Source organism: Stenotrophobium rhamnosiphilum, from assembly GCF_003052265.1.
GTDB lineage: Bacteria > Pseudomonadota > Gammaproteobacteria > Nevskiales > Nevskiaceae > Stenotrophobium > Stenotrophobium rhamnosiphilum.
Genome location: NZ_QANS01000003.1, coordinates 265229 through 282087, shown reverse-complemented (window position 1 = coordinate 282087; position 16859 = coordinate 265229). Strand labels below are relative to the sequence as shown.

Annotated in this window: 21 protein-coding genes; 10 read left to right on the top strand and 11 right to left on the bottom strand. The window is 55.8% G+C overall.

Annotation, left to right across the window (positions count from 1 at the left end):
- Positions 1 to 166 precede the first annotated feature (166 nt).
- Entirely contained in the window at positions 167 to 886 is a 720-nt protein-coding gene (locus tag CJD38_RS08875; protein WP_107939982.1) for an SIMPL domain-containing protein, read from the bottom strand.
- Between the two features lie 107 nt (positions 887 to 993).
- Here CJD38_RS08875 and sufT point away from each other — a divergent pair, with 107 nt between their 5' ends.
- Together sufT and apaG are read left to right on the top strand one after the other, a co-directional pair.
- The gene (gene sufT / locus CJD38_RS08870) at positions 994 to 1542 is read left to right on the top strand and encodes a putative Fe-S cluster assembly protein SufT (RefSeq protein WP_107939981.1); all 549 of its coding nucleotides are present in this window, start codon (positions 994 to 996) and stop codon (positions 1540 to 1542) included.
- Positions 1542 to 1925 carry a Co2+/Mg2+ efflux facilitator ApaG/CorD gene (gene apaG / locus CJD38_RS08865; protein ID WP_107939980.1) on the top strand — a complete coding sequence of 128 codons (384 nt, stop codon included), beginning with the start codon at positions 1542 to 1544 and terminating at the stop codon, positions 1923 to 1925. The genes sufT and apaG overlap by 1 nt, the downstream gene beginning before the upstream one ends.
- A 190-nt stretch (positions 1926 to 2115) precedes the next feature.
- Here apaG and CJD38_RS08860 read toward each other — a convergent pair whose 3' ends face one another.
- The 9 genes from CJD38_RS08860 to CJD38_RS08820 form a co-directional block, all read right to left on the bottom strand.
- Positions 2116 to 3438 (bottom strand): NADH:flavin oxidoreductase/NADH oxidase family protein, encoded by a 1323-nt coding sequence (locus CJD38_RS08860; protein WP_107939979.1) that lies wholly within the window; start codon positions 3436 to 3438, stop codon positions 2116 to 2118.
- 363 nt (positions 3439 to 3801) lie between these two features.
- Positions 3802 to 4620 carry a bifunctional DNA-formamidopyrimidine glycosylase/DNA-(apurinic or apyrimidinic site) lyase gene (gene mutM, locus CJD38_RS08855; protein WP_107939978.1) on the bottom strand — a complete coding sequence of 273 codons (819 nt, stop codon included), beginning with the start codon at positions 4618 to 4620 and terminating at the stop codon, positions 3802 to 3804.
- Positions 4621 to 4634: 14 nt separating this feature from the next.
- A complete protein-coding gene (locus CJD38_RS08850; RefSeq protein ID WP_107939977.1) occupies positions 4635 to 5360 on the bottom strand; it encodes a Dph6-related ATP pyrophosphatase in 726 nt (241 codons plus the stop codon).
- An 11-nt stretch (positions 5361 to 5371) separates the two neighbouring features.
- Positions 5372 to 6244 carry a DUF4340 domain-containing protein gene (locus CJD38_RS08845; protein ID WP_107939976.1) on the bottom strand — a complete coding sequence of 291 codons (873 nt, stop codon included), beginning with the start codon at positions 6242 to 6244 and terminating at the stop codon, positions 5372 to 5374.
- Positions 6245 to 6247: 3 nt separating this feature from the next.
- Positions 6248 to 7603, bottom strand: a complete 1356-nt coding sequence (locus CJD38_RS08840) for a GldG family protein (RefSeq protein WP_107939975.1) — start codon at positions 7601 to 7603, stop codon at positions 6248 to 6250.
- Between the two features lie 10 nt (positions 7604 to 7613).
- Positions 7614 to 8360, bottom strand: coding sequence for an ABC transporter permease (locus CJD38_RS08835; protein ID WP_107939974.1), 747 nt, complete (start codon positions 8358 to 8360; stop codon positions 7614 to 7616).
- Entirely contained in the window at positions 8357 to 9301 is a 945-nt protein-coding gene (locus CJD38_RS08830; RefSeq protein WP_107939973.1) for an ABC transporter ATP-binding protein, read from the bottom strand. The genes CJD38_RS08835 and CJD38_RS08830 overlap by 4 nt, the downstream gene beginning before the upstream one ends.
- A 114-nt stretch (positions 9302 to 9415) precedes the next feature.
- Complete coding sequence (locus tag CJD38_RS08825) at positions 9416 to 10291, bottom strand: lysophospholipid acyltransferase family protein (protein WP_107939972.1); 876 nt, start codon at positions 10289 to 10291, stop codon at positions 9416 to 9418.
- Positions 10292 to 10336: 45 nt separating this feature from the next.
- A complete protein-coding gene (locus tag CJD38_RS08820; protein WP_107939971.1) occupies positions 10337 to 11200 on the bottom strand; it encodes a lysophospholipid acyltransferase family protein in 864 nt (287 codons plus the stop codon).
- A gap of 380 nt (positions 11201 to 11580) precedes the next feature.
- Here CJD38_RS08820 and dtd point away from each other — a divergent pair, with 380 nt between their 5' ends.
- Positions 11581 to 12018, top strand: coding sequence for a D-aminoacyl-tRNA deacylase (gene dtd, locus CJD38_RS08815; RefSeq protein WP_107939970.1), 438 nt, complete (start codon positions 11581 to 11583; stop codon positions 12016 to 12018).
- An 84-nt stretch (positions 12019 to 12102) separates the two neighbouring features.
- The gene (locus CJD38_RS08810; protein ID WP_107940341.1) at positions 12103 to 12516 is read left to right on the top strand and encodes a hypothetical protein; all 414 of its coding nucleotides are present in this window, start codon (positions 12103 to 12105) and stop codon (positions 12514 to 12516) included.
- 27 nt (positions 12517 to 12543) lie between these two features.
- Here the strand turns inward: CJD38_RS08810 and CJD38_RS08805 are convergent, their stop codons facing one another.
- Positions 12544 to 13038 carry a DUF3617 domain-containing protein gene (locus CJD38_RS08805; RefSeq protein ID WP_107939969.1) on the bottom strand — a complete coding sequence of 165 codons (495 nt, stop codon included), beginning with the start codon at positions 13036 to 13038 and terminating at the stop codon, positions 12544 to 12546.
- 186 nt (positions 13039 to 13224) lie between these two features.
- On the opposite strand from CJD38_RS08805, the gene hisB reads away from it, so the two are divergent.
- The 6 genes from hisB to tatA all read left to right on the top strand — a co-directional run bounded on the left by hisB (position 13225) and on the right by tatA (position 16836).
- A complete protein-coding gene (gene hisB / locus CJD38_RS08800) occupies positions 13225 to 13827 on the top strand; it encodes an imidazoleglycerol-phosphate dehydratase HisB (RefSeq protein ID WP_206362930.1) in 603 nt (200 codons plus the stop codon).
- Between the two features lie 20 nt (positions 13828 to 13847).
- Entirely contained in the window at positions 13848 to 14483 is a 636-nt protein-coding gene (gene hisH, locus CJD38_RS08795) for an imidazole glycerol phosphate synthase subunit HisH (protein WP_107939967.1), read from the top strand.
- A 137-nt stretch (positions 14484 to 14620) separates the two neighbouring features.
- On the top strand, positions 14621 to 15346 hold the full coding sequence (hisA, locus tag CJD38_RS08790; RefSeq protein WP_107939966.1) for a 1-(5-phosphoribosyl)-5-[(5-phosphoribosylamino)methylideneamino]imidazole-4-carboxamide isomerase: 726 nt from the start codon (positions 14621 to 14623) through the stop codon (positions 15344 to 15346).
- A 61-nt stretch (positions 15347 to 15407) separates the two neighbouring features.
- The gene (hisF, locus tag CJD38_RS08785; RefSeq protein WP_107939965.1) at positions 15408 to 16178 is read left to right on the top strand and encodes an imidazole glycerol phosphate synthase subunit HisF; all 771 of its coding nucleotides are present in this window, start codon (positions 15408 to 15410) and stop codon (positions 16176 to 16178) included.
- A 109-nt stretch (positions 16179 to 16287) separates the two neighbouring features.
- Positions 16288 to 16617, top strand: coding sequence for a phosphoribosyl-ATP diphosphatase (locus CJD38_RS08780; protein WP_107939964.1), 330 nt, complete (start codon positions 16288 to 16290; stop codon positions 16615 to 16617).
- Positions 16618 to 16629: 12 nt separating this feature from the next.
- Positions 16630 to 16836: a Sec-independent protein translocase subunit TatA gene (gene tatA, locus CJD38_RS08775; RefSeq protein WP_107939963.1), complete on the top strand. Its 207-nt coding sequence runs from the start codon at positions 16630 to 16632 to the stop codon at positions 16834 to 16836.
- Positions 16837 to 16859 lie beyond the last annotated feature (23 nt).

The following is a 16859-nucleotide window of genomic DNA, read 5'->3' as shown; positions in this document are numbered from 1 at the left end:
ACTTCCACTGCCCTATGCGGGAGGAAAGTGCGGGATTATCCCACAACCGGGGAATAACGCACTCCCCATGAAAACCTACCCGCTTAAACAGACCGTAGGGTGCGCTGTGCGCACGTGGTTTAGCGCCAATTTCAGCCACGCGTGCGCACGGCGCACCCTACTTTAATTAAGGTGCAACCAAATCAAACTCGACATTCACCGAAGCGTTGTACTTAATCAGGCCGCCCGAAAATCCCATTTCGGCATTTCCTCCAGCGTCAGCGCCTTCAGAACGCATCATCGCGACCTTGTACATCATCGGCGGTGGGGCGGAATCGTTAGCTGAGATATTGCGCACGGCGCCGAGTTTTACCTTGAGGGTGTCGGCCAAAAGCTGTGCTTTTGAGCGTGCATCTTCGGTGGCTTTGACGAGGGCCTGACGGGTCAGCTCTTTAGCCTTGCTGGATTCCAGCGACGGCGGATTGACCTGATTTACGCCGACTTTGGTCGCGCGCAGGATCAAATCGCCGATGACGGTGAGGTCTTCCACGCGCAGTTCAATCTGGCGGTTGGCTCTGTAACCGCTGAAAACCTGGCGCTTGGTTTTCTCGTCCCAGACGTATTCGGGGTTGATGGTGACGCCTGCGGTGGAGATTTGGTCTTCCTTCAGGCCCAGCGATTTGGCTTCGATCAGATAGGCGCGCACAACCTTGTTCACAGCGGCTTCGGCGGCTTTCAGTTCGATGTTGGAAGCCTCTACGCCCAGCGAGAGGCGCGCGCGATCAGGCGCGACGCTGACTTCGCCCTGACCAGAGACATTGACGTTGCGGCGGTTGGCGGCTGCGTCGTCAGCATGAGCAGCAGAGGTCAAAAGCATCAGTGGCAGCAGCAATACGGCAAGTTTCATGGGGTTTCTCCGGAGGGATTTCGGTGCTGAATTAAAACACAGCGTGCGCTAATGACTCGCGGGGTTTAAAATTGGTTCCCTCTTCAAGCGGTTGTAAGTCGTTCCCCATGGGTCATTCCAACGAAACTGTCAGCCTGACGCGAGATGTTATCGGCGTCCTCATCCCTGCTGGCACTAAGGTCGAGCTGCCGGAAGGCGCGCAGGCGCAGATCACGCAGGCCCTCGGTGGCAGCTTCACCGTGCAGGTTGAAGGCCACCTGTTCCGCATCGACGGCAAAGACGCTGACGCGATCGGCAAAACTGTAACGCTGGCACCCGAAGTGCCGGAGAACGCTTCTGAGACCGAACTCGAAGCCGCAGTCTGGGAAGCACTCAAGACGTGTTACGACCCAGAAATCCCCATCAACATCGTCGAGCTCGGCCTGATCTACAGCTGCAAAGTCTCGACACTGGAAGATGGCAATCGCAAAGCCACCATCACGATGACGCTCACCGCGCCTGGTTGCGGCATGGGCGATGTACTGGTCAATGATGTGAAGAGCAAAGTTTCGGCGCTGCCAACGATTGGCGAGACCGATGTCGAACTCGTATTCGATCCACCTTGGACGCAAGACATGATGTCGGAAGCAGCGCGCTTACAGACAGGCATGTTCTGATGTCGAATACGGTAACCAATGGCGTGCGCATCATCGTGCAGCCACGCTATGTGCCGGAGCAGTCAGAGCCGGCAGAGAGTCAGTATCTCTTCGCGTATCACATCACCATTCGCAACGAAGGCATCGACGCCGTGCAACTGCTTTCACGCCACTGGATCATCACCAACGGCGAAGGCAAAACAGATGAAGTGCGCGGGCCTGGTGTTGTTGGCTATCAGCCGACACTCAAATCTGGTGAAGAATTTCAATACACCAGCGGCTGCCCACTCGGCACGCCTGTCGGCACCATGCACGGCAGCTTTGAGATGACGACTGAGAATGGTGAAAAATTCGACGCCATCATCAATGCGTTTCGGCTTGCGGTGCCGTCAGCACTCAACTGAGCTCGTAAGCTGGGTTAAAACCCAGCAGCGCGTTTGTAGACGTAGATGCTGGGTTTCGTTTCACTTCAACCCAGCCTACAAATTTTGCTTCTTTGTCATTCCGAACGCAGTGAGGAATCTTGCTTCGGCGCAACGTCCAAAGAATTACAGCAAGATCCCTCGCGATGCTCGGGATGACATGGTTGGAGTGTTAAGTCTTTTTCTTCGCGCGACGCGCACGATGCATGCGAAACGCCGTCGTGTACTCATCCCACAAATACGCAACGAACGCGGTGAATACGCCGCGCTGCAAAGGCTCGCGTCCACCGTCAGCCATGTGCGCAATCTGTTGGTAGTACCAACCCTGCAAGCCCAATACGTGAATGATCTTGAACAGGAAGATTGGGCTGGTGCCTGAGAATAATTTGCCGGGGCCGAGGCGCAGATTCTTTTCGAAGGCTGGCGCTTCGTTGATTGCGCCAGACAGCAATTGCTTCGGCACATCAGCGTGCGTACACAACGGACGACCAAGACCAATCACATCGCACTCGCCTGCACTGATCGCAGCTTCCATGCCTGCGCGCGTGCGGAAACCACCGGTGACCATCATCGGCATCTTCGCGATCTTGCGAATCGCGACAGCGTAGTCGAGGAAATAAGCCTCGCGTTTTTTGGTGCTTTCGCGCTGCGGCTCTGCAGCTTTTGAATCCGCTTTGCCGTCGAAGCCGAGCAAGCGTGGTTGCTCATAGGTGCCGCCAGAAATTTCCAGCAGGTCCACACCTTCAGCATTGAGCCACTGCACAACCTGCAGGCAATCTTCGTGATTGAAGCCGCCTTTGCGGAAGTCATCCGAGTTGAGTTTGATGCCAATCGGAAAATCCGCGCCAACTGCTTTACGTGTCGCACGAACGGTTTCAATCAACATGCGCGCACGATTTTCCAGCGTACCGCCCCAAGAATCGGTGCGCACGTTAGTAATCGGCGACAAGAAACTCGACAGCAAATAGCCGTGTGCCGAATGAATCTGCACACCAGTGAATCCACCTTCACGCGCAGTTGCTGCAACGCCTGCGTAGCGTTGGATGTAATCAAGAATTTCTGCTTCTGTCAGCGCGCGCGGCTTGGCGTAATTGCCGAGCAGGTCGAGCTGCACTGCCGATGGGCCCATCGGCGTGCCAGTGACATATCGCGGCGACTGACGCCCCGCATGCGAGATCTGCATCCACATGTGATTGTTGTTACTCGTGCCCGCCTGCGTCCACGCTTTAATGCGCTTCATCATCTCCGCATCCGGAGTCGCCGGATCAATCGCAACATTGCCCGGACGCTCCAATACGCGATGATCAATCAACACGTTGCCCGTCAGCAGCAAACCTGCGCCGCCTTCAGCCCAGCGGCGATACAAAGTATTGAGGCGTTCCGTCGGACGCAGATGCTCATCCGCCAAACCTTCCGTCATCGCCGCTTTGCACAAGCGATTCGGCAAGGTGGCGCCACAAGGAAGGTTGAAAGGTTGGGTCAGTACAGAAGTCATATGAATCTCGAAGACAAGATGGTCTGTGCAGATTCTACCGTTCGCCAACGATACGCAGGATTACAGTTCGAATGAGCTGAACGAATCTAGCTCATAAGACCAAAAGCGGAGGTCGACACTTTTTCTCGCATTGAGAAATTGAATGGCGAACGTATCAGGCCGAATCCCATGAAAGGCACAAGTGGATTGAGGTGCTTTCTTTGGTTACTTTCTTTGCACCAGCAAAGAAAGTAACCCGCACCACAGTGCGGAACACGCCGCAGCAATCAGGACAGGCAGTAGCCTCGCGAAGCGCGTAAAAAGCTCGCCCCTCACCCTCGATCCCTCTCCCCATAAAAAACATGGGGAGAGGGAAGACCATCGTTACTTCTGGCAGACCGAGCAATAGAAGCTGGAGCGCTGACCGATTACCGCGCATTTGATTGGCGTCTTGCACACCAAACAGGGCTCGCCTTCCCGTCCGTAAACAAAAAGCTTTTGCTGAAAGTACCCAGGCGCGCCATCAGCACCTGCAAAATCTTTTAGCGTCGTGCCACCTTGCTTGATCGCCTCGCCCAGTACTTCGCGAATGTGTTGCGCCAACACTTGATACTGCGCACGCGTCACTTTCCCAGCCGCTTTGGCTGGACGAATGCCAGAACGAAAAAGCGATTCCGCTGCGTAAATGTTTCCCGCGCCGACGACAACACTGCCATCCATGATGAAGTTCTTCACCGGCGCGCTGCGCCCACGTGAGAGATCGAACAGGTAATCGCCGTTGAATTCTTCGGTGAACGGTTCCGGCCCCATGCCTTCAATCAGCACATGCGTCGCTTCACTCGCAGGCCACGGCAACACAGCACCAAAGCGACGTGGATCGTTGTAACGCAGCATCACGCCACCGGCGAATTCGATATCGACGTGATCGTGTTTCTTCAGCGCATGCCCGGGCTTGAGTACAAACAAACGACCCGACATACCGAGGTGAATAATCAGACGATCACCGCCGCTGAGTTGCAGCAGCAAATATTTCCCGCGACGCGCAGTGCCCGTAACTTTTTTGCCGGTAAGCAGCGCCGCGAGATTCGATGGGATCGGCCAGCGCAGACGCGTATCGCGCACAGTGACGCCAACAATCTTGCGGCCCAGCACATGAGGCTCGATGCCTCGGCGTACGGTTTCTACTTCGGGTAATTCAGGCATATAACGATGCTCTGTTAAGCCGCTAACAGATCGCAATACCAAAAGCCGGGCGTGCTGCTCGCTGGCAAGTCGCAACCCGGATTCGCAGGGTTCAATACCAGTGGACGGAATTGCTTTTCACCCAGCGAATACGCAACGGGCCGTTGAAAGATTGGACCGTCAAAACAGTAAGAGTGGTATTCGCCGTTCTCGCCACAGACATCAACGTCCGCTGGCAGTGACTGCACAAACGCAGCATCGAGCACGCGACCCACATGTTCTTCGCCAAGACGCTGCGCATCAACGCAGCAAGTCACTGAGCGAAAGCCTTCTGCAAAGAATTCATTCAGCAAAGCCTGCGGCGCTTCCTGCCAAAGTGGAAAGATGCCCTTCAAGCCAACGCGATCAAGGATGGTTTCACGGTAAGCACGCAGATCGACAAGATGAATGTCACCGAAGATCACGGCCTCTACGCCTTGCGATTTGAACTCACGAAGGTGGCGTTCCAGTTCTTTTTCGTACGCGATGTTGGTGCGTTCAAGCACTTCCATCTTGACCAAAGAAATGCCGAGTGACTGCGCCTGCTGTTCCAGCAATTCTTCACGCACGCCATGCATGCTGATACGACGGAACTCAGACGAGAGCGTCGTCAGCAACGCAGTTACTTCGTAATCGCCTTGTGAAAGAACACGGTGTAAGGCTAACGAGGAGTCTTTGCCGCCACTCCAGGCCATCACTGCTTTAGGTTTTGATAAAGACATTGCGCCGCCAATTAAGATTTCGGCTGCGCTGCTTTGGCGCCAGCTTCACTGTCTTTCACTTTGAGCATCTCATCCACGAGCTGCTTGGAGAGTGTGTAGCTCACGCCGATATCCGGTCGCGCAATCACCAATTGTGGATCACGCTCAATGATGATGAATTTGAAGGCCGTGCCACTTTTCAGCGTCACGGTGACGGGATCACCTTTGGCGCTGTCTTTTGGCAGCGCCGCATTCCACAAGGCGCGTGCGTTTTTCCAAGAGTCGGTCAATTTCTGACGGGCATCAGAACCAACGTTCTCATCTTCTGGCGTCAGCGCCCAAGTTTTTCCATCTGCGGATTTAACGATTTTGTGATCAGTAAATTCGATGGACTGAATCTCTGAACCGGTCGGCAGCAAAGCGCGACTAACCAGGTCGGAATAATCTGCATCGAGTGCTTCAGCCGGTGGGTCATCGACCAACGCGACTTTGCCGCCGACGAGAAGATATCGACGCGACAAGATCGGCTCTAATCCACCAAATTGGATTTTCTGATCGTTCAGCACAACGGTGTAAGCCGGCACATCGAGCGCCAAGTCTTTCAGTGAAACGCTGTTCAGCTCCAGCGACTTCTTCACTTCCTGCTTGGCCAGATCAATAAACGCGTTGACCTCAAAAGGATCAGCATCTGCCAAAACAGGCTCGGTGATTTTCCAGTGGCCATCTTTGCGCTCCAACTTCACCGTTGGAGAACCCGGATGCTCAAGCGAGACGCGCGTCAAAGCATCGGCTGCAATTGGCAACAGTGGCGGCCCTTGTTCATCTTTCTTTTGGCTGAAGTAAACCGCCGCACCCAATCCGAGTGCAGCGACGACCAAACCAATATTGAGTTTCAGGCGTTCCATGACTTACTTCCGACGACGCACAACCCAACGTCCAATGCCGTAGCCAATCAGCAACAGTGGCAGCAGCGCAACGAAGCCAATTGAAACGACAGCAACAGCCCAGCCCGGCATATTCAATGACGTGTCTGGTGCTTTCGGAATATCAATATTGAGCTGCGAATCGCGCGAGGCGAGCCACTGCACCAAGTTGATACCGAACTGTTGATTGCCCTGCTGTGCGAGATAAGTGTTCGTGAGGAAGTTGGTGTTGCCGATCACCACAACACGCTGCGCGCGACTCTTGTCCGGATCACCGCTGGCGTCTTTGTGCTCACGCAACAAGGTGAGGCCTACATTCAGCGGACCTTTGATGTCGTTGCCATCAAACTGAACCGTGCCGCCCATCTTCGGCTGTGTCTCCAGCCATGAATGTTCGGTGGAGTTGAGCAACGGCAATGCGTTCCATTTGCTGTCCTTATCCTTGCTCACAGCCTCAGCCAGCGGATACAAGGTGTACTGATCAAAACCTTCGCTAGCAGGATTCGGTGGATAGCTGTCGGGCACATAGAAACCTGCAGGCAACTCCAACTGTTGAGCAACAGGATCAATCACAACGCCTTTCTGCCAAGTGACTGCCAACTCTTTGGCGAGTGGCGCAATCGTGGCTGTTGAATCGCTGTCATTGAGCCAGAGCAACGCACCGCCTTTAGCAACATAGTCTGCAAGCAACTGCGATTCGCCTGCGAGTGGCTCCTGCATCGTGCCCGCGAGCACCAGCACAGAAGTGTTGTCAGGAATCTTCGGTGTCTTGGCGAGATTGAGTGCTTGAACTTTCAGACCCTTGCCACGCAATGTCTCGGCGAATTTTCCATAGCCCGTGTGCGATTCCGTATCAGCCACTGCGCGCTCGCCGTGGCCTTCGAGAAACACAACCCACTGCTCGCCCGAGAAGGTTAGGCGCTGCAATGCGGTGGTGATGATCGGCTCAGTCGTGGCGTGAAGATTTTCGCGACGACCCTGGTATTCAACAACGAGTTCGCCCGGCGTCTGCACGTTTAGCTCACGGACTTTCTGTGGCTGCGCGCTTGGATCAACAAACTTCAGCGTCAGGTTCTTCTTGTAACGCTGATAGCGCGCGATATCGAACTGCACGCCATTACGCGCTTCGGCATCACCCGACGGGATGAACGCGTAGAACGTAATCGGGTCCGCCATTGTTGCGAGTTGCTTTTGGCTCGCTGCCGAAATGCTATTGCGCTTGCCTGCGGTCCAATCGATTTCGCTTTTGTAGCGCACCGACAGCCAGCCCAACATCACCAGAACGGCGATGAACAACACGCCAGTGAAAATTTGTTGAATCAGAGTTTGTTTTTTGGTCATGGCGATGTTCTTAGTTACGTTCCATGTCGAGGCGTTGCACGGTCAGCCACAGGAACAGCGCGGTGAATAGGATGTAGTACACCGCGTCAGCGCTGCTGAAGATGCCGCGACGCAGGCTTTCGAAATGGCCGATCAGCGAGAGATAGCTGAACACTGCGGTAAACGGAATGCTGTCGTTAAAGGCCAGCATGTTCATCAGCCAGATCACCAACAACAAGCCGAAGCTGCCAACGGCTGCAATGGTTGGTTCGCGCGTCAGCGATGACACAAACAAACCAGCGGCACCGAAAGATGACATCAACAAGAACAAACCCAACAAGCCTGCGGCGATGCGGCCCAGATCAAGCTCTGTTGCCGGGATTAGCGACAAAGGCATCAGCGCGAGCAGTGCAAGCAGTGCAAACACAAAGGAGAGCAGACCCAAGAATTTGCCGAGCACGATTTCGGTGAGTGATACCGGCGCCGAGAACAGCAGGGTCAGCGAACCTGATTTACGTTCTTCTGCAAACAAACGCATCGTCATCAGTGGCATCACGAGCAACAACACAATCACGGCAAAGCCAAACACTGAACCGCCGATGTAATCCGACACGCCGAAGGATTGGCCGGCCTGTTCAGAAAAGCGTGCGTAGTCGAGCAAGGACAATACAAACACAATGCCGACGATTAACTGCACGACGCCAAGCACCGCCCAAGCAAGTGGCGAAACAAAAATTCGCCGGGCTTCGTTGCCGGCAATCGAGAAAATATTTTTCATGCTGCTTTCCTTTCCTGCTCGTCGCCGGAAGTTAGTTCAACAAAGATTTCTTCCAGTGTTTTTACTTCTGGTGCGAGTTCAATCAGACCCCAGTTGCCGTTGACGGCGGCATCCACCAGCACTTCGCGCGGATCGTTGCCGCCAGCAAGCACCAAACGGAAACGGCCTGCGCCGAGATCTTCGACGCTCGCGATACCGACGATGCGTTGGATTGCCTCGACAGCAGGTGGGCGCTTGAGCGTGATGGTGAGTGATTCCATTTGCGCGTTGCGTGTTGCGATAACCGGCTGGTCGTACACCGCACGACCGCGATTGATGATCATCACGCGTGAGCACACGGCCTGAATTTCCGGAAGGATGTGGCTCGACAGAATCACGCTGTGCGATTTGCCAAGCTCAACAATCAGTGCACGAATTTCGCGGATTTGAATCGGGTCGAGACCAACGGTAGGCTCGTCGAGCACGATCACTGGTGGGCGATGAATGATCGCCTGCGCCAAACCGACGCGCTGCTGATAACCCTTCGACAGATTGCCGATTAAGCGCTGACTCACTTCGGTGAGACCGCAAGATTGTTTGGCTTGCTGCACCGCAGCCGCACGTTCTTTCTTGGCGATGCCATGAAGATCAGCGCAATAGCGCAGATACTCATCAACGGTTAGTTCTGGATAAACCGGCGGCTGTTCTGGCAGATAGCCGAGAGACTTCTTCGCGGCCGTGGGTGCGTCATGCAGGCTCTGGCCTTTGATGAACGCTTCACCCGATGTCGGCGCAAGATTGCCGGTAAGCATTTTCATCGTGGTGGATTTGCCGGCGCCGTTGGGGCCGAGCAAACCTAGAATCTCGCCTTTACGCAGCGTGAGACTTAAATCAGAAACGGCCGTTGTCGGTCCATAGCGGCGCGTAAGGCCGCGCGCTTCGATCAGAATTTCGCTATCCATATTTTCTTCTGGTGTTGTGGAAGTGATTGCGCGTCTAAAGACTGCCAGCGCAGCGGCAAGTTCCCTAGGGCGGGGCATTGTACGGTTAGAAATGGCCCAGCAACGACCGCTCGCTCAAGCTGGGTCGTAAAAGTTTGGCGCGCCGGGCGGTTGCCGACGATAACGCTTGTAGCCCCACCAGTACTGCTCGGGCAAATGGCGGATGACTTGCTCGACACCCAGATTGAGCGCGATCAAGCCTTGCTCGCTATCACCGATACCTGCTGGCGCTGCGCTCAAGTGATGGCGAAATCCACGCCCCCATGACAAACGTTCCGTATAAATAAAATAAACGGGAACGTCACCGCGTGACGCCAGTTTGCTAACCAATGTCGTGGTGTGTGCGGGCATGCCAAATAGCGGCGCAAAATCACCGGAATGCAGCGGTGGATCGTGATCCGGAAGAATGCCGACCATCTCGCTATTGCGCAGCGCTTGTAGCAGCGACTTCACGCCCGTGGTGCTGGTCGGCACCAACGTCGCGCCATTGCGGCAACGGCCTTCATGAATCAGCAAATCCATCGCGCCCTTCTGCGGCTTGTAGAGCGAGGTGATGGCGCCCGTGTCAGCACAGAACAATCCGGCCAGTTCCCATGCGCCAATGTGCGGCGATAACAAGATCAAGCCTTTGCCGCCTGCGATTAGCGCCTGCATTTGCATCTGTGTTTCTGCTGCGCGCAACCAACGACGCAAACGCCAACGTGGGCCAAACCAAATCGCCGGGGCTTCGCAAATCACTTTTGCGCTGTTGATCAAACTAAGTCGCGCGAGACGATAACGTTCACGCTCGTTCAGTTCTGGCATGCAGCGCTGCAGTTGCAGCAGCGTTGTACGACGCAAACTATTCGGGAACAAACTCAGCAGCGTGCCGACGAAAAAACCGAAGCCATGCAGCAGCGGCAACGGCAGTGCGCCTAGCAGAATGAAAACGATGCGTAAGAACCCGAGCATAGTCCGGGATTCTATAAGTGCTGAGCGCAAAGCGCGCTGCGCAAATTATTTATAAAAATTGGGCTCGCCTGCTGGGCGACGACGGAAACGCTTGTAGCCCCACCAATACTGATCCGGGCAAGCGCGTACGCAGAGTTCCAAACCTTGGTTCATCGCTTCGGTGGAGACCGCGACATCCGCGTCGTAGATTCCTTCTGGCGCATCAAAATAATGAGCGATGTAGCCACGTGCCCAAGGCAGGCGCTCACCAAACATGAACACCACTGGCGAGCCCGACTCTTGCACCATGCGCGCGATCAAAGTTGGCGTATGTGCGAGCACGCCCATGAATGGCACATAGATGCCGCGACCTTCCGGTGGATCGTGATCAGGCATGTAGTACACGCCGAAGTCTTTTGCCAGCAAGGGCAGCGCGGCTTTGCGCACGCCAGCTTCGGCTTTGACCATCTGTCCGCCAAAGCGGCAACGGCCGATCAACGACAAATCATTGATCGCGCCTTTCTGTGGTTTATAGAGTCCGTAAAACGGATAGTTGGCCGACATTGGAATCGCGACCGCTTCAAACGCGCCTTGATGCAGCGTGAGCAAGATGACACCTTTGCCCTTGGCAAAAGCGCGATCCAAAGCCGAGATGCCGCGCCATTCGCGCACCGCGTTTTTTACTGAAGCGCCGGGACCAAGCCAGACGCGGGCGGTCTCGATATAAGTGGTGAGTTCGTTGGTGATGGAGGCGCGCGCAATGCGTGTGCGCTCAGCCTCGCTCAGCTCGGGCATGCAATGCTGAAGATTGCGCAGTGCGACTTTGCGGCGGCCCGAGTTAGTGACCCAAAGTAACCAGCCTGCAAATGCGCCTAAGCCTTGAAGTGCTAATAGCGGTAGCCAAGCCAGGACGTAAAACAGGATACGCATGTGAATTTTCTGACGGACAGATGGGGGCGGGGAGTTTAGCCTTTATCATTCTGGGGGGCTGGCAGAGCGTGAGCCGAGAGGGCTCTAGGCTTGAGAGGCCATTTAGTGGTGTCACGCGTGGGGGGAGAATCCTGCGCGGCCAGTTATTTATGTCTGCGCTTGAGGCGAGAATCCCGCTCTTCGGCATCCATGCCGCCGCGGGATACAGTACATCCTGTACATAAAAAAAACCCGACTAACGAGGTCGGGCATTGGGAGGAGGAAAAACCATGTGGCACGTTGCCGCGAGGAACCTCGCTTCAACATGACGGGGTCAGTATCGGTTCGCAGCAGAGGTGACGTCATCGTCAACTTTCGACAGGCTTTGTAGGAAAATTCTGATGATTGGTTTGTTACAGCGAGTCACACGCGCCGCCGTTCATGTGGGCGGCGAAGAAGTCGGCGCCATTGGCCCGGGTCTTTTAGTACTAGTGGGCATACAACCAGCGGATGAGGCTGCCCACATATCGCGTTTGCTGGAACGTTTGCTGACCTACCGTGTCTTTCCTGATGTGCAGGGCAAAATGAATCTGAGCTTGCGGGATACCGCGGGCGGTCTGTTGCTGGTGCCGCAATTTACGCTTGCTGCGGACACCAACTCGGGCACGCGCCCTAGCTTCACCAGCGCTGCGCCACCGGCGATCGCTCGTGAGCGTTTCGACGCACTGGTTGCGCTCGCTGGCGCGCAGCACCGTGATGTCAGCAGCGGCGTGTTTGGTGCCGACATGCAGGTGTCATTGGTGAACGATGGCCCGGTCACGTTTTGGTTGGAAGTGTAAGTGCGCTAGCCAACATGCTTTGCAGCGGCGATCGGTGTAAAACAGATCTATATCCAAATTTGCGCAGTTGATCGGAGAATGGCCATGACCGTAGTACGCCTCGCAACAACTCTTTTCGCCGCGACGGTGCTTGCAGCTTGCAGCTCTACGGCCTCGCGCATCGACGATCAAAAAGCCACGTTCGATACCTACTCCGCCGAGATGCAGCAGAAAATCCGCGAAGGCAAAGTCGATGTTGGATTTACCCAAGAACAAGTGCGTCTGTCCCTCGGCGAGCCGACTCGCCGTTACACCCAACAGACGGCCGCTGGCCAATCAGAAGTGTGGGCCTACGGCAAAAGCGGCCCGACGTTTAGCTTTGGTCTCGGCGCAGGCAGTTTCGGCTCCGGCGTAGGCGGCGGTGTCGGCCTGGGCACCAGTACGGGCGGCAATAGCGACGACAAAATGCGTGTGACCTTTGAAGGCGGCAAGGTCACCGCGGTTGAACGCACCCAGTAGCCAATCGTTGGGGTGCGCTCAACGCGCTTATTTGCAGGTCGGGCCTAACCAGCGTCCTTCGGCGCTGTTGTTCATATCGATGGAACGCCCGTGCGTTGTGCCCACAAGATGAAACTTGGAGCTGTAGTGCTCCGGGCTGTTCTCGATAAATTCCACATCGCCGGTGCCTTGCATCTCACCATTGCAGACCACTTTTAGCGTGGTGCGCTTGCCGTTGCGTTTGAGGTCCTGAACCTTGCAATCGCGCTGTACGCGTTCATCCATCGGCGGATAGCCGTTTTCGGCATCTTTTTGCGATACGCAGGTTTGCATCGAAATCGCGCCGCCGGGCCCGATCGACGGGAGTTCGATGCCCAACTGCCTCATCTGCTCGATCTGCTGCGGGGTGAGCTGAGGTATTTGCGGCATGTTCTTGCCGAGATCCACTTTGCTGGTGACCTCCCACTGGCCCGGTTTCATGCCGGCAGAGACGCCCAGCGGCAGGACAAGACAAACAGCGGCAACAGCGAGCAACTTACGCATGGATCTAACTCCTTTTGAATCGAGGCGGCATGCGATCACCTCGGTTTGGGGTGATCAGCCGAAAAAACCAGAAAACGGCCGCTTGAGGGCTGACTATCAGACGTTCGACGGGCAAACACGGATATGGGTTCAAATTTGCCGGTCTGCAGAGTATCCTAGCCGCCCTTTTGACCGCTGGTTTGCATCTTGTCTACCCAAGCTGCCCGTCGCGCTGTAGTTGAGCGCAAGACGAATGAAACCCAAATCCGCGTCGAGATTAATCTCGACGGTACCGGTGCTGCGCGCCTCAAAACTAATATCCCCTTCCTTGACCACATGCTGGATCAGGTCGCCCGTCACGGGTTGATTGATCTCACCGTGGAATGCGATGGCGACCGTCACATCGACGATCACCACTCGGTGGAAGACATCGGCATCACCCTCGGCCAGGCCTTTGATAAGGCTGTGGGCGAGAAGAAAGGCATCGTTCGTTACGGCCACAGCTATGTGCCGCTCGACGAAGCCCTCTCGCGCGTGGTGATCGACCTCTCAGGCCGTCCAGGTCTGGAATATTTTGTGGAATACCCGCGTGCACGCATCGGCGAGTTTGATGTCGATCTGTTCCGCGAGTTTTTCCAGGGCTTTGTGAACCACGCTAAGGCGTCGATCCATATCGACAATCTGCGCGGCCGTAATGCTCATCACATTGCCGAAACCATTTTTAAGGCTTTCGGCCGCGCCCTGCGCATGTCGGTGACACACGACCCTCGGGTTGGCGATGTCGCGCCGTCCACCAAGGGCTCTCTCTAAACCATTGATGTGTTGATCTGATGTCTGCCATAGGCGTTATTGATTACGGCATGGGCAACCTGCACTCGCTCGGCAAATCGCTGGAGCGCGTCGCGGAAGGCCGCCGCGTGGAAATCAGCTACGACCCGGAGAAGCTGATGAAGTGCGATCACATCGTACTTCCCGGCGTCGGCGGTGTTCGTGCCTGCATGAACGAACTGCGTCGTCTCGAGTTGAACGAGATGGTGCTGGAAGTCGCTCGCAAGAAACCGCTGCTGGGCATTTGCCTGGGCATGCAGGTGATGCTGGAGCACAGCGACGAAAACGGTGGCGTGGCTGCGCTGGGACTGTTCCCAGGCGCTGTAGTGCGTTTTCCGGATCCGGTTGCTGGCAGTGGCGAGCGCCTGAAAGTGCCGCATATGGGCTGGAATCGCGTGAAACAGACGCAAAACCACCCGATCTGGAAAGGCGTGCCGGACGATAGCTGGTTCTATTTCGTGCACAGCTACCACGCATCGCTGCAAAACCCGGCGCAGGCGCTGGGCACGACTGATTACATCCATCCCTTTGCTTCGGCTATCGCTCGCGACAACATCGTGGCGTTTCAATTCCACCCGGAAAAGAGCCAAGGCGTGGGGATGACCCTGCTGTCCAACTTCGTTAACTGGACGCCTTAATCGCGGCGGCGCTTGCCTTGCCAATATGATTAGGGCAGAGTTTCCTTAACGTCAGGACTTTGCAAAAGCATTTCAAAACATTTGGTTCCCTCCCGGATTCACATCCCCTTTCCACCTGACTCGCTACCACACGGCTCATGCTGTTAATTCCTGCGATTGATCTTAAAAATGGCCAGTGCGTCCGCCTGCGCCAAGGCCGTCTCGATGACGTCACCGTTTTCTCCAACGACCCGGTCTCCATGGCCAAGCGATGGGCCGACGAGGGCGCGCAACGTATTCACGTTGTCGATCTCGATGGCGCATTCAAGGGCGTGCCCGGAAACCTCAAAGCAGTGGAGCAAATTGCCGCTGCGGTGAACGTTCCTGTGCAGGTTGGCGGTGGCATCCGTGATGAAGAAACTGTGCAGCGTTATCTCAACGCTGGCGTGCAGTTCGTCATCATCGGCACCAAGGCGGTGAATGCACCGCACTTCTTGCGCGACCTCTGCATCGAATTCCCTAATCACGTCATGGTTAGCCTCGACGCCAAGGAAGGCCGTTTGGCCCTCAATGGCTGGAGCAAACTGACGCATCACGATGCCATTGAAATGGCCGTGCATTGCGAACGCGATGGCGTTGCCTCGATCGTTTACACCGACATCGGCCGCGACGGCATGATGGAAGGCTTCAATCACGAAGCCACCAGCAAACTCGCCAACGCCGTGAACACGCCCGTGTTCGCCAGTGGCGGCGTCAGCACGCTGGACGATATCCGCAAGCTCAAGGAAATTGAGCACACCGGCGTTGCCGGCGCGGTGATCGGACGTGCGCTGTACGAAAACAGCTTCACATTGGCCGAAGCCAATAAGATCGCCAACCCTTAAATCCTAGCCAGAGCCTTGCGCGCGGCTTGTTCGCCGCGCAAGGTTTAGCGCGGTAAACCCTATGCTCGCCAAACGCATCATTCCTTGCCTTGATATTGACCGCGGCCGCGTGGTCAAAGGCGTTAAGTTTGAAGAAGTTCGCGACGCTGGCGATCCGATTGAAGTGGCGCGCCGCTATGACCAGCAAGGCGCTGACGAGTTGGTATTTCTCGACATCACTGCCAGCTCGGAAGATCGTCCGACGCTGTTCGCCACCGTTGAAGCCGTGGCGCGTGAAATTTATATTCCTTTGACGGTCGGTGGCGGCGTTCGCACCTGCGCTGACGTTCGTGCGTTGCTCTCACGCGGCGCGGATAAAGTCAGCATCAATACCGCTGCGGTTGAAAATCCAACCTTCGTTTCTGAAGCCGCCGATCGTTACGGCGTGCAGTGCATCGTTGTCGCCATCGACTCCAAGCGCGTCAACAAAAAGAAAGAAGCACCACGCTGGGAAGTCTTCACCCATGGTGGCCGCAAAGCGACCGGCATCGACGCCATTGAGTGGACCAAGAAAATGGTCGAAATGGGCGCCGGTGAATTGCTGCTCACCAGCATGGATCGCGACGGCACCAAAGCCGGTTACGACGTCGAATTCCTGCGCGCCGTGAGCGAAGCCGTGCCGGTTCCAATCATCGCCAGCGGCGGTGTCGGCACGCTGGAACATCTTTTTGAGGGCTTCGACAAGGGCGGCGCAGACGCCGTACTGGCCGCGAGCATCTTCCATCAGGGCACTTACACCGTCGGCCAAGCCAAGCAATATCTGGCTGAACACGGCGTCCGCGTCCGCACCTAAATGCCCCGCAATGGCGCGTCCTCTCCGAAAGGGTGGTGCGCGCCAAGATTCATTTTGAAATCATCGAACTGTCATCCAGTCGTGACTCGCGAAGCGTTACACTAACCGCATGAATCCTTCACCCGCCGACGTCCTTCTCGACCTGCAAAAAGTTCTGCAGGAACGTAAGAGTGCGCCCGCTGATAAGTCCTATGCCGCGAGCCTGTATGCCAAGGGTCTCGACACCATCCTGAAGAAGGTCGGTGAAGAGGCGGCAGAAACAATCATCGCCGCCAAGAACCAAGACAGCTCGGCGCTGGTCTATGAAGTAGCGGATCTCTGGTACCACGTGATGGTACTGCTGGCTGATAAAGACATTCCGGTCACCGCCGTCACGGATGAACTCGCCCGGCGCATGGGCACATCGGGTCTCGCTGAAAAAGCGGCCCGCACGAAATAACAGGAGCACATCATGGGTAGCTTCAGCATTTGGCATTGGTTAATCGTTCTGGGCATCGTCATTCTCGTATTCGGCACGCGCAAACTGCGTGACGCTGGCGGCGATCTCGGCAGCGCGGTAAAGAATTTCAAGTCAGCGATGAAAGACGGCGAAGCCGAAGGCAGCAAAAAAGCTTCCGAATCGATCGCCTCCGCAGACAAGACCGACACCAAGGTTTAAGCGCAGCGCTTAAGCGCTCAGCG

Bases quoted from the DNA above. Each gene is read 5' to 3' on its own strand.
- CJD38_RS08875 (WP_107939982.1), bottom strand. From the start codon at position 886: ATGAAACTTGCCGTATTGCTGCTGCCACTGATGCTTTTGACCTCTGCT.
- sufT (WP_107939981.1), top strand. From the start codon at position 994: ATGGGTCATTCCAACGAAACTGTCAGCCTGACGCGAGATGTTATCGGC.
- apaG (WP_107939980.1), top strand. From the start codon at position 1,542: ATGTCGAATACGGTAACCAATGGCGTGCGCATCATCGTGCAGCCACGC.
- CJD38_RS08860 (WP_107939979.1), bottom strand. From the start codon at position 3,438: ATGACTTCTGTACTGACCCAACCTTTCAACCTTCCTTGTGGCGCCACC.
- mutM (WP_107939978.1), bottom strand. From the start codon at position 4,620: ATGCCTGAATTACCCGAAGTAGAAACCGTACGCCGAGGCATCGAGCCT.
- CJD38_RS08850 (WP_107939977.1), bottom strand. From the start codon at position 5,360: ATGTCTTTATCAAAACCTAAAGCAGTGATGGCCTGGAGTGGCGGCAAA.
- CJD38_RS08845 (WP_107939976.1), bottom strand. From the start codon at position 6,244: ATGGAACGCCTGAAACTCAATATTGGTTTGGTCGTCGCTGCACTCGGA.
- CJD38_RS08840 (WP_107939975.1), bottom strand. From the start codon at position 7,603: ATGACCAAAAAACAAACTCTGATTCAACAAATTTTCACTGGCGTGTTG.
- CJD38_RS08835 (WP_107939974.1), bottom strand. From the start codon at position 8,360: ATGAAAAATATTTTCTCGATTGCCGGCAACGAAGCCCGGCGAATTTTT.
- CJD38_RS08830 (WP_107939973.1), bottom strand. From the start codon at position 9,301: ATGGATAGCGAAATTCTGATCGAAGCGCGCGGCCTTACGCGCCGCTAT.
- CJD38_RS08825 (WP_107939972.1), bottom strand. From the start codon at position 10,291: ATGCTCGGGTTCTTACGCATCGTTTTCATTCTGCTAGGCGCACTGCCG.
- CJD38_RS08820 (WP_107939971.1), bottom strand. From the start codon at position 11,200: ATGCGTATCCTGTTTTACGTCCTGGCTTGGCTACCGCTATTAGCACTT.
- dtd (WP_107939970.1), top strand. From the start codon at position 11,581: ATGATTGGTTTGTTACAGCGAGTCACACGCGCCGCCGTTCATGTGGGC.
- CJD38_RS08810 (WP_107940341.1), top strand. From the start codon at position 12,103: ATGACCGTAGTACGCCTCGCAACAACTCTTTTCGCCGCGACGGTGCTT.
- CJD38_RS08805 (WP_107939969.1), bottom strand. From the start codon at position 13,038: ATGCGTAAGTTGCTCGCTGTTGCCGCTGTTTGTCTTGTCCTGCCGCTG.
- hisH (WP_107939967.1), top strand. From the start codon at position 13,848: ATGTCTGCCATAGGCGTTATTGATTACGGCATGGGCAACCTGCACTCG.
- hisA (WP_107939966.1), top strand. From the start codon at position 14,621: ATGCTGTTAATTCCTGCGATTGATCTTAAAAATGGCCAGTGCGTCCGC.
- hisF (WP_107939965.1), top strand. From the start codon at position 15,408: ATGCTCGCCAAACGCATCATTCCTTGCCTTGATATTGACCGCGGCCGC.
- CJD38_RS08780 (WP_107939964.1), top strand. From the start codon at position 16,288: ATGAATCCTTCACCCGCCGACGTCCTTCTCGACCTGCAAAAAGTTCTG.
- tatA (WP_107939963.1), top strand. From the start codon at position 16,630: ATGGGTAGCTTCAGCATTTGGCATTGGTTAATCGTTCTGGGCATCGTC.